This window comes from Curtobacterium sp. B8 (assembly GCF_000333315.1).
Classification (GTDB): Bacteria; Actinomycetota; Actinomycetes; order Actinomycetales; family Microbacteriaceae; genus Curtobacterium; species Curtobacterium luteum.
Window position 1 is genome coordinate 1 of record NZ_BACW01000065.1, and the last position, 11,280, is coordinate 11,280.

General features: G+C 72.5%; 9 protein-coding genes and 1 riboswitch. Of the genes, 3 read left to right on the plus strand and 6 right to left on the minus strand.

Translation table 11 applies throughout. The features are described 5' to 3' along the window. The 4 genes from I59_RS01825 to I59_RS01840 form a co-directional block, all read right to left on the minus strand. A partial coding sequence (locus I59_RS01825; protein ID WP_148286042.1) for an energy-coupling factor transporter transmembrane protein EcfT occupies positions 1-645 on the minus strand: 645 nt, incomplete at its 3' end. An 89-nt stretch (positions 646-734) separates the two neighbouring features. After that, a complete protein-coding gene (locus I59_RS01830) occupies positions 735-2,273 on the minus strand; it encodes an ABC transporter ATP-binding protein (protein ID WP_022902413.1) in 1,539 nt (512 codons plus the stop codon). Continuing rightward, positions 2,270-2,917, minus strand: a complete 648-nt coding sequence (locus tag I59_RS01835) for an ECF transporter S component (protein WP_022902414.1) — start codon at positions 2,915-2,917, stop codon at positions 2,270-2,272. Before I59_RS01835 ends, I59_RS01830 begins: the two co-directional genes overlap by 4 nt. Further along, positions 2,912-3,021: riboswitch (TPP riboswitch) on the minus strand. It overlaps the preceding gene by 6 nt. 98 nt (positions 3,022-3,119) lie before the next feature. Continuing rightward, positions 3,120-3,443, minus strand: a complete 324-nt coding sequence (locus tag I59_RS01840; protein WP_022902415.1) for a hypothetical protein — start codon at positions 3,441-3,443, stop codon at positions 3,120-3,122. 129 nt (positions 3,444-3,572) lie between these two features. Here I59_RS01840 and glgX point away from each other — a divergent pair, with 129 nt between their 5' ends. From glgX to treZ, 3 genes are read left to right on the plus strand one after another with little or no spacing between them, the layout of a single operon-like run. Next, positions 3,573-5,804, plus strand: a complete 2,232-nt coding sequence (glgX, locus tag I59_RS01845; protein ID WP_022902416.1) for a glycogen debranching protein GlgX — start codon at positions 3,573-3,575, stop codon at positions 5,802-5,804. After that, on the plus strand, positions 5,801-8,269 hold the full coding sequence (gene treY, locus I59_RS01850) for a malto-oligosyltrehalose synthase (protein ID WP_022902417.1): 2,469 nt from the start codon (positions 5,801-5,803) through the stop codon (positions 8,267-8,269). The genes glgX and treY overlap by 4 nt, the downstream gene beginning before the upstream one ends. Beyond that, a complete protein-coding gene (treZ, locus tag I59_RS01855) occupies positions 8,266-10,236 on the plus strand; it encodes a malto-oligosyltrehalose trehalohydrolase (RefSeq protein WP_022902418.1) in 1,971 nt (656 codons plus the stop codon). The genes treY and treZ overlap by 4 nt, the downstream gene beginning before the upstream one ends. Here the strand turns inward: treZ and I59_RS01860 are convergent. Next, positions 10,121-10,915, minus strand: a complete 795-nt coding sequence (locus I59_RS01860) for a polyprenol monophosphomannose synthase (RefSeq protein WP_022902419.1) — start codon at positions 10,913-10,915, stop codon at positions 10,121-10,123. The two genes, treZ and I59_RS01860, sit on opposite strands and share 116 nt — an antisense overlap. Before the next feature lie 35 nt (positions 10,916-10,950). Then, on the minus strand, positions 10,951-11,148 hold the full coding sequence (locus I59_RS22490; protein WP_022902420.1) for a sortase domain-bontaining protein: 198 nt from the start codon (positions 11,146-11,148) through the stop codon (positions 10,951-10,953). Positions 11,149-11,280 lie beyond the last annotated feature (132 nt).

Here is an 11,280-nt window from a genome sequence, read left to right on the forward strand (position 1 = left end):
TCGGGGCGGCGAACGGGCCGGACGCGCCCAGGTGCGGCGACCGGGCGCCCCGAACCCCCGCGACTCCATCGCCACCGCCAGCGTCGTCGCACGCCGGAGCGCGAGCACGAGCAGGGAGAACGCCATCGACGCGCCACGACGGATCCGACCCGTGTCGGCGAGCCCGCGTGCCCGCCGCGCCATCGCGAGCTGCCGCCAGTCGTCGCCGAGGAGCGTCATCATCCGCACCGCCGCGAGCGCGCCGAGCACGAACCGGGCCGGCAGCCGCAGCACCTGGGCGAGGCCGTCCGCGAGGTCGGTCGGGTCCGCCCGGACGAAGAGCACGATGCCGGGCAGCCCGATCGCGAGCACACGCAGCCCGGTGGCGACCGCGAGCACCAGGGAGCCGTCGGTGACGTGCGCGAAGCCGAGGTCGAACCACTCGCGGCCGGACGGCCGCCCGTACAGTGCGATGCTCAGCGTCGTGACGGGGACGGCGACGAGCACCGGGGCGGTCCGCAGCAGCACCGTGCGCACCGGGATGCGCAGCACCGGCAGCAGCGCGACCTCGAGGCCGAGGGCGACGGCCGCGGACACGACGTCGAGGCTCAGCACGAGGCACACCCCGAGGGCGAGCACGCCGAGGAGCGCGGCGACGGGCTGCACACCGCGGAGGCCGCGGGGGGCGGGCGGCGGCAGGTGACGGCCGGGAGGCGCGGGTGGCGTCCGCCGCGCGTCCGCGGCCGCCGGGGCGGTCACCGCGCACCCCCGATGGGCGCCGGGGCTGCGCCCGTCGCGGTGAGCACGACCTCGTCGGCGTCGAGCGCCCGGACGAGGTCACGGTCGTGGGTGATCGCGACGATCGCGGTCCCGGCGTCGGCGAGCGCGCCGAGGTGCCGCACGACCGACTCCCACGTCGCGCGGTCCTGTCCGGACGTGGGCTCGTCGAGCACGACGACCGGCGGGCGGGCCGCGACCACGGCGGCGATCGCGAGGCGTCGCTGTTCCCCGCCGGACAGCGTGAACGGGTCGGCGTCCGCGAGTGGTGCGAGCCGGAACGCGTCGAGCAGTTCCCCGACCCGCCCGTCGACGTCGTCCTGTCCGAGCGCGCGGGGCCCGGCGGCGAGCTCGTCGCGGACCGTGCGGGCGACGAACTGGTGCTCGGGGTCCTGGAAGACCGTGCCGACCCGGGCGGCGAGGGCGCGGCTCGTCCAGGCGTGTGGGCTCGGTCCCGCCTGCCCGGCGAGTGCCGGTGTGGCGCGGAGGACCCCGTCGGCGGGCCGGAGCAGGCCGGCGAGGGTGAGGCCGAGCGTGGACTTCCCGACGCCGTTCGGACCGGTCACGGCGGTGACGCTCCCGCCCCGGACGGCGAGGTCGATGCCGGTGCCGACACGGCGACCACCGCGTCCGCGGCCACGGGCGGTGCCGAGCCCGACGGCCTCGAGCAGCACGGAGTCGGGCAGCACGGGGTCGAGCCGCACGCTGTCGTCGGGCGAGTCGCGGCCGGTCCGGGCGCTCCCCCGCGCGGGCTCGGCGCCGGGGACCCAGACGCCGGCCGCCGTCAGGGCATCGCCGTGCTCGGCGAGCACCGCGGCGGGGGCACCGTCCGCGACGACCCCGCCCCCGGGTTCGAGCAGCACGAGCCGGTCCACGAGGTCGAGCCACGTACCGATGCGGTGCTCGACGACGAGCAGCGTGGCACCGGTCGCCTCGAGCAGGGCACGGACGGCGTCGTGGACCTGCTCGACGCCGGCCGGGTCGAGGTTGGCGCAGGGCTCGTCGAGCACGAGTGCTCCGGGGCGCATCGCGAGCACGCCGGCGAGCGCCAGCCGCTGTCGCTGGCCGCCGGAGAGCTCGGCCGTCGACCGGTCGAGCGGGAGGTCGAGGCCGACGACCTCGAGCGCTGATCGCACCCGCTCCCAGGTCTCGTCGCGCGGGACGCCGGTGTTCTCGCAGCCGAAGGCCACGTCGTCGCCGATGCGCGACATCACCGTGTGCGCCTCGGGGTCCTGCATGACGAGGCCGACCCGGCCGCGGGCGTCGCGGGGGTCGGCGCCGTCGACGAGCAGGGTGCCCTCGACCTCGGCGGCGGTGTCGTCGGTCGCGTCGGGTTCGTCGGGCAGCACGGCGGCGACGGCTCGGAGCAGCGTCGACTTGCCGGCGCCGGACGGCCCGACGACCGCGACCCGTTCGCCGGGCTCGACGACGAGGTCGACGCCACGGACGGCCCACTCGGATCGTTCCGGGTACCGCCAGCCCCAGCCTGCGAACGCGATGCGGGCGGCGCCGGTCACGCGCGGGCGCGCCGGCTGTGCTCGCGTCCGGCGGCGAACGACGACAGCACGCCGGTCCGGGCGAGCGCCCGGACGAGGAACCAGGAGCCGACGCCAGCGATCAGCGCACCGGAGACGACGGCGCAGACGATGTAGACCACCTTGAACGCCGTGGCGTAGCCGGGGTACCAGAGGATCGAGTCGTTGATGCCGAGCGCGAGACCGGCGGCCGCACCGGCGAGCGCGACGACCGGCAGCCGGTACACGCGGTAGAGGAAGAGCGCGAGGACGACCTCGGCGCCGAGCCCCTGCACGAGGCCTGCCTCGAGGGTGCCCCACCCCCACTGGGTGCCGAGGAGCGCCTCGACGGACGCGGCGACGATCTCGCCGTAGAGCGCGGCGCCGGGCTTCCGGACGACGATCGCCACGACCGGTCCGGCGAGCAGCCAGACGCCGCCGATGAGCGACTGCGCGCCGGGGAGCACGAGCCCGAGTGCGACGCTGATCGGTTCGTAACCGAGGTCCCAGAGCTTGAAGACGACGCCGAGCGCGACGGCGAGGACGCTCGCGACGACGATGTCGACGACCCGCCAACGCAGGGAGCGCCTGGGGGCCGGCAGCGTCGACGTGCCGGAGGGGACGGTTGACTGGGTGCGCGAAGGCATGGTGGTGACTCCTCCCTGCGCCGGCATGATCCGGATCAGGTTCGACGGTCGGAGCGCCGTTCGCTCCCTCTCAGCCCGGTGATCGGACTCCCGTGTGTGTGCCAGCAGTGTACTGCTCGCGGCGGGTCACACGCGCGCGGTGCGCGCGTGAGAGCCGGGAGGCGCGTGGCGGGGACGGCACGCGCCTCCCGGCCGTCGTCCGCTACTTCTTGAGGACGCGCACCAGCTTGCGGAGGACCGTGCCGGTCACCCAGATCACGGGGATGCTCACCGCGAGCAGGGAGACGAGGTTCGGCTCGAACTCGAGGTCCTTGCCGGGACGCCGCACGTAGGCGCCGACCGGGATCGACGTGCCGCCGCCACCGCCGCCGCCGCCGTTCTCGTCGTCCCCGCCGCCGCCGAAGCCGAACCAGGCGATGGAGACCGGGATGAGCGTCTGGTCGCCGACCTCGACGGGCTCCCCGTAGTTCGTGCTGACCCCGACGGGACGCACCTTGTCTGCGATCTGACTCACGATGTTGGCCATGCGCGCGAGGCTACTCGGCGGTTCCTCCACAGGTCGGCGATCCGACTCGGTCGTGCACGGCTGGTGCTTGTCTGCGGACGTGGGCAGGCCACGCCGATATGTTGGCGCCACCCACACCTGGAGGACCGTTTGCACACCTGGCCCGGCAACCCGTACCCGCTCGGCGCGACATACGACGGCAGTGGCACGAACTTCGCGCTGTTCAGCGAGACCGCGGAACGCGTCGAACTCTGCCTGTTCGACGACGACGGCAACGAGGAGTGCGTCGACCTCGTCGAGGTGGACGCCTACGTGTGGCACGCCTACCTGCCGAACGTCGGCCCGGGGCAGGAGTACGGCTTCCGCGTGCACGGGCCGTACGATCCGGCGAACGGCCAGCGGTCGAACCCGAAGAAGCTCCTGCTCGACCCGTACGCCAAGGCGACGAGCGGCGACATCGACTGGGACCAGGCGCTGTTCTCGTACACGTTCGGCGACCCGGACTCCACCGACGACCAGGACTCCGCGCCGCACATGATGAAGGGCGTGGTGATCAACCCGTTCTTCGACTGGCAGGGCGACCGCGCACCGCGCGTCCCCTACGGCGCGACGGTGATCTACGAGGCGCACGTCAAGGGCCTCACCCAGACCCACCCGGACGTCCCGGAGGAGCAGCGCGGGACCTACGCCGGCGTCGCGCACCCGGCCGTCATCGAACACCTGAAGCGGCTCGGCGTGACGACGCTCGAACTCATGCCGGTGCACCAGTTCGTGAACGACTCGACCCTGCAGGAAAAGGGCCTGTCGAACTACTGGGGCTACAACACGATCGGGTTCTTCGCGCCGCACTCGCACTACTCGGCCTCGGGTGACCGCGGTCAGCAGGTGCAGGAGTTCAAGGCGATGGTCCGCGAACTGCACCGCGCCGGGATCGAGGTCGTCCTCGACGTCGTCTACAACCACACCGCCGAGGGCAACCACCTCGGCCCGACGCTGTCCTTCCGCGGGATCGACAACGCGGCGTACTACCGCCTGGTCGAGGACGACAAGCGGTACTACATGGACACCACCGGCACGGGCAACTCCCTCAACGTCGGCCACCCGCACTCGCTGCAGCTCATCATGGACTCGCTGCGGTACTGGGTGACCGAGATGCACGTCGACGGGTTCCGCTTCGACCTCGCGGCCGCGCTGGCCCGCGAGTTCTACGAGGTGGACCGGCTCGCGGCGTTCTTCGAACTGGTCCAGCAGGACCCGATCGTGTCCCAGGTGAAGCTCATCGCGGAACCGTGGGACGTCGGCCCCGGCGGCTACCAGGTCGGCAACTTCCCGCCGCAGTGGTCGGAGTGGAACGGCAAGTACCGCGACACCGTCCGCGACTTCTGGCGCGGCGAGCCGTCGACGCTCGGCGAGTTCGCGTCCCGCATCTCCGGGTCGGCGGACCTCTACGAGCACGATGGTCGCACGCCCAAGGCGAGCATCAACTTCATCACCGCGCACGACGGCTTCACGCTGTACGACCTCGTCGCCTACAACGAGAAGCACAACGAGGCGAACGGCGAGGACAACAACGACGGCGAGAGCCACAACCGGTCGTGGAACTCCGGTGTCGAGGGGCCGACCGACGACCCGGAGATCACCGCACTGCGGCTCCAGCGGCGCCGCAACTTCCTCGCGACGCTCCTGCTCAGCCAGGGCGTGCCGATGATCGCGCACGGCGACGAGCTCGGCCGCACGCAGTCCGGCAACAACAACGTGTACGCGCAGGACTCGGCGATCAGCTGGATCGACTGGGAGCACGCCGACGACGACCTCGTGCAGTTCACCGCCGACGTGGTGAAGCTCCGGCACGACCACCCGACCTTCCGCCGTACGCGCTACTTCAACGGGCGCCCGGTCCGTCGTGGCGAGGGCGAACCGCTCCCCGACGTCGTGTGGCTCACTCCCTCGGGCGAGGCCATGGACCCGGAGGACTGGGACTCCGGCTTCGGCAAGAGCGTCGGCATGTACCTCAACGGCGACGGGATCCGCGGGCGCGACGCCCGCGGGGAGCGGGTGAGCGACGTCGCGTTCATCACCTACTTCAACGCGCACGACGGCGTCGTCTCGTTCACGCTGCCGCCCGAGGAGTACGCGCCGGGCTGGACGGTCCGCATCGACACCGCCGACCCCGGTGCCCGCGAGGAGGTCCTCGACGCCGGCTCGGTGCTCGACGTCCCCGCTCGGTCGATGATCGTCCTCCGCGAAGAACCCGACCACGAGGTCCGCACCACCCCGGTCGACGTGACCGCCGTGCAGCCGACCACCACAGCCACGCAGGACGCCGTGACCCCGGCGAACCCTGCCGGCGCACCCGCGCCGTCCGACGGAGGAACCCGATGAACGCCCGACGCGTCCCCACCTCGACCTACCGGCTGCAGATCACGCCGGACTTCGACCTCACCGCGGCGGAGGGCATCGTCGACTACGTGCACGACCTCGGCGCCGATTGGCTCTACCTGTCGCCGGTGCTCCAGGCGGAACCGGGCTCGCAGCACGGCTACGACGTGGTCGACCACACCCGCGTCGACGTCGACCGCGGCGGGGACGACGCCTTCCGCGCCCTGGCCGAGGCAGCGCACGCCGCCGGTCTCGGGGTGCTCGTCGACGTCGTCCCGAACCACGTCGGTGTCGCCACCCCCGAGGCGAACCCGTGGTGGTGGTCGCTCCTCGAACAGGGGCAGGGATCGCCGGTCGCGTGGGCGTTCGACGTCGACTGGGACGCCGCCGACGGCCGCATCCGCATCCCGGTGCTCGACGACCGCCTGCTCGACGCGGTGGAGCTCCGCGGCGACCGGCTGTACGTCGGCGAGACCGCGTACCCGACCGCACCGGGCACGGTCCACGACGGCGACTCGGTGGCCGACGTGCACGCCCGGCAGCACTACGAGTTCGTGCACTGGAAGCGTGCTGACCACGACCTGAACTACCGCCGCTTCTTCGCGGTGAACACGCTCGCGGCGATCCGCGTCGAGGAGCCCGAGGTGTTCTCGGCGTCGCACGGGGTGATCGGCGGGTGGTTCCGCGACGGCCTCGTGGACGGACTCCGCATCGACCACCCGGACGGCCTGTACGACCCCGCGGGCTACCTCGACGACCTCGCGCGGCTCACCGGCGGCGCCTACACGCTCGTCGAGAAGATCCTCGAGCCCGGCGAAGAGCTCCCGGCGTCGTGGCCGGTCGACGGCACGACGGGCTACGACGCGCTCGGCGTGCTCGACCGCCTCTTCGTCGATCCCGCAGGTGCCGAGGCACTGACGGCGGCGTCGGGTGCGGAGCCCGCGGACTGGCAGCAGCTGACGCACGACACCCGCCGCGGCATCGCGGACGGCATCCTCGGCAGCGAGGTCCGGCGGCTCGCCCGACTCCTCACCCCGTCCACCGACGGGATCCCCGAGGACCGCGTGGTGGACGCCCTGGCCGAGGTCATCGCGTCCTTCGAGGTGTACCGGACCTACCTGCCCGAGGGTGCACACCACCTCATCGACGCACTCGAGCGGGCGGCCGGGTCCCGGCCCGACCTCGCCGACGTCGTCGACCGGATCGCGCCGAGCCTGGTCGACCCGGTTTCGGCGGCGGCACTCCGGCTGCAGCAGACGTCGGGCATGGTGATGGCGAAGGGTGTCGAGGACACGGCGTTCTACCGGACCTCGCGGCTGACGAGCCTGACCGAGGTCGGCGGCGACCCGAGCGTGTTCTCGCTGTCCGTGACGGCGTTCCACCAGGCACAGCGCGACCGGCTCGGCAGCTGGCCGCACACCATGACCGCGCTCACCACGCACGACACCAAGCGCAGCGAGGACACCCGGGCCCGCATCGCCGTGCTCGCCGAGATCGCCGACGAGTGGTCCTCGACCCTCGAACGCCTGCAGTCGCTCGCCCCGCTCGAGGACGCGGTCCTCGCCGACCTGCTGTGGCAGGCGATCGTCGGCGCCCGCCCGGCCAGCCGGGAGCGTCTGCACGCCTACGCCGAGAAGGCCTCCCGCGAGGCGGGCGACAGCACCACGTGGACGCAACCGGACGAGGACTTCGAGCAGCGCATGCACGCCCTGGTCGACGCGGCGTTCGACGACCCGGCGGTGGTCGCGGTCCTCGACGCCCTCGACGAGCGGATCGACGCCGCCGGCTGGTCGAACGGCCTCGGCGCGAAGCTCGTCCAGCTGACGGCGCCGGGTGTCCCCGACGTCTACCAGGGCACCGAGGCCTGGGACCGGTCGCTCGTGGACCCCGACAACCGACGTCCGGTCGACCACGCCGAGCTGCGGCACGTGCTCGCGACCCTCGACGGGCCCGAGGAAGCCGGCCCGGAACGACTCCCCGCCGTCGGGCTCGACGGTGCGGCGAAGGTCCTCGTCACCAGCCGGGCACTGCGGCTGCGGCGCGACCACCCGGAGCTCTTCACGCGGTACCTCGGGCTCGAGGCCAGCGGCATCGCGGCGGACCACGTCGTCGCCTTCGACCGCGGCGGCGCCGTGACCATCGCGACCCGCCTGCCGATCGGCCTCGAGCGGGTCGGCGGTTGGGGCGACACGCTCGTGCACGCGGCTCCGGTCGAGCGGGTGGACCTCCTGACCGGGCGGCGCGTCCCGGCGTCCCGGGGCATCCCCCTCGCCGAGGTGCTCGCCGACTACCCCGTCGCCCTCCTCGTGCCGGCCTCCGTCGCCGACGCGACCGAGCGCGAGTCCGCCGGAGCCGACACCGCGGGCTCGACCCGCAACGGCTCCCCCACCACGTCCGGTGGCACGACCGCCGACGAAGCCGAGTCCGAGGCGCAGGCCGAGGTCGAGATCCTGGAAGGCCACGCATGACCGTCCCCGCCCGATACGCCGTCTGGGCGCCGGACCCCGACCGGGTCCGGCTCGTCGTCGACGACGTCGAGTACCCGCTGACCCGTGGCGCCGACGACTGGTGGACCACCGACGCGGTGCTCCCCCACGTCGGAGCCCGATACGGCTTCCGCATCGACGACGACGACGCGGTCCGCCCCGACCCGCGCAGCCGCTTCCAGCCGGAGGGCGTCCACGGTCCGTCCGAGGTCGTCGACCCGGAGCGCTTCGCGTGGACGGACGACGCCTGGACCGGTCGGCCTGCACGCGGAGGCGTCATCTACGAGATGCACGTCGGCACCTTCACGCCGGAGGGCACCCTCGACGCCGCGGCCGACCGGCTCGAGCACCTCGTCGAGCTCGGCGTGTCGTTCGTCGAGGTCCTCCCGGTCAACGGGTTCAACGGCGAGTGGAACTGGGGGTACGACGGTGTCGCCTGGTACGCGGTGCAGCACACGTACGGCGGACCGGACGCCTACGACCGCTTCGTCGACCGGGCCCACGCGCTCGGCCTCGGCGTGATCCAGGACGTCGTCTACAACCACCTCGGGCCGAGCGGCAACTACCTGCCCCTCTACGGGCCGTACCTGCTCCAGGGGCTCGGCAACACCTGGGGCGACTCGGTGAACGTCGAGCACCCGGAGGTCCGCCGCTACGTGCTCGACAACGTCCGCATGTGGTTCCGCGACCACCACGTCGACGGGCTCCGGCTCGACGCCGTGCACGCGATCCGGGACACGACGAGGCCGCACGTCCTCGCCGCCATGGCCGAGGAGACGGACGCCTACTCCTCGTTCGTCGGTCGGCCGCTGTCGCTCATCGCCGAGTCGGACCTCAACGACCCGATCATGTTCCGGCCGCGCGAAGCCGCCGGGTACGGTCTCGCCGGGCAGTGGTCGGACGACTTCCACCACGCCGTCCACGTGGCCCTGACCGGTGAGACGAACGGCTACTACGGCGACTTCGCCCCGCTGTCGGCGCTCGCGAAGGTGCTCGACCACGGCTTCTTCCACGACGGCACGTGGTCGTCGTTCCGGAAGAAGCGCCACGGGCGGCCGATCGACCGTGGGACGTCCCCCACGACCGCGCTCGTCGTCGCGAACCAGAACCACGACCAGATCGGCAACCGCGCCGCCGGCGACCGCCTGGCGGCCACCCTCGACGACGAGTCGCTCGTCATCGCGGCCGCGTTGACGCTGCTCGGCCCGTTCACCCCGATGCTCTTCATGGGCGAGGAGTTCGCGGCCGCGACGCCGTGGCAGTTCTTCACGTCGCACCCGGAGCCCGAGCTCGGCAAGGTCACCGCCGAGGGTCGGATCAAGGAGTTCGCGGAGCACGGCTGGGACGAGTCGATCGTGCCCGACCCGCAGGACCCCGAGACGTTCCGGCGGTCGAAGCTCGACTGGTCGTCGCTCGACGGTGAGCGGGAGTCGCGGATCCTCACGGCCTACCGGGTGCTCGTCGCGCTCCGCCGCACGGAGCACGCCTTCGTCGACCACCGGTACGAGGCGAACGAGGTGCACCTCAGCGAGGACCGACGGTGGCTCGTGCTGTCGCGCGGGCTGCTCGGTCCGGACGCGGCGCCGGTGCACGTCGTGGTGAACTTCGCCGACGACGTCGCCGAGGTGCCCGTGCCGACGGCGCAGGGCGAGGAGCTCTACCGCTTCGGCGAAGCCACCGTCGAGCAGGGCGGTGTCCGCTTCACCGGACGGGGCGTGGTCGTGGTCCGCTATCCCGAACAGCCGGACAGCCCGGACAGTCCGGACACGCAAGAGGCCCGACCTCGGAAGAGGTNGGGCCCGTGGCGTGTCCGGGGACGGTCAGCAGGGGCGGTCAGGCCGCGCGACCCTCGACCACGTGGGCGTTGCGGCGGACGGAGGGCAGGCGGTGGTGGTCGCGGATCAGGGACCGGGCCTCGCGCAGGCGGCGGGCGATGCCCCACTTCGTGACCAACGTCAACGACTCCCGCACGATGTTGCCGCTCATCTTCGACACCCCGTGCTCCCGCTCCGTGAACGTGATCGGCGTCTCCACCACGTGCAACCCCGCCTCCAGCGCACGCCAGCACAGGTCGACCTGGAAGCAGTACCCCTTCGACGCGATCCCGTCCAGGTCGATCCGCTCCAACGCGGTCCGGGTGAACACCCGGAACCCGCCCGTGGCGTCCCGCACCGCGATCCCGAGCGCGAGACGGGTGTACAGGTTCCCGCCGCGGGAGAGCGCCTCCCGGTACCACGGCCAGTTCTCGACCTGCCCGCCCTTGACCCACCGGGACCCCAGGACGAGGTCGTTGCTGTCGGCGAGCTCGAGCATCCACGGCAGGTACTCGGGGTGGTGGGAGCCGTCGGCGTCCATCTCCACGAGCCGGTCGTACCCGTGCTCGAGCCCCCACGCGAACCCGGCCAGGTACGCCCCGCCCAGGCCGTCCTTCACGGTGCGGTGCAGCACGTGCACCCGGTCGGTCTCGGACGCGAGCTGCTCGGCGATGTCACCGGTGCCGTCGGGCGAGTTGTCGTCCACGACCAGCACGTGCACCCCGTCGTCCGTGGCCGCGAGGGTGCGCGCCACGATCGGACGGATGTTCTCCGCCTCGTCGTACGTCGGGATGATGACCAGGGACTCGTTCATCACAGGGCTCCAGTTCGGGTCGGTGGGGCTGTCGGTCAGTCGTGCACGAGGGTCGCGAACACGATGAGGTTGTCGGTGTAGTGCCCGGTCGCGGTGTCGAACGTGCCGTCGCACGTGATCAGCCGCAGCGCGGGCGTGGGGGACGTGCCGTACACGTCGCTCGTGGGGAAGGCGGTCTTCGCGGCGCGCTCCGAACGCTGCACCTCGAACACCCGCGTGCTCCCGTCGGACATCGTGGACCGTGATCCGGTCGCCCGGCGACGAGCTCGTCGAGTCGGTAGAACACCCGCGGCGCTCGTGNGGGAGTCGACGTGCCCCCCGCGATCCACGGCGGGGCCGACCTGGCCGGGGACGATGCCGTCGCT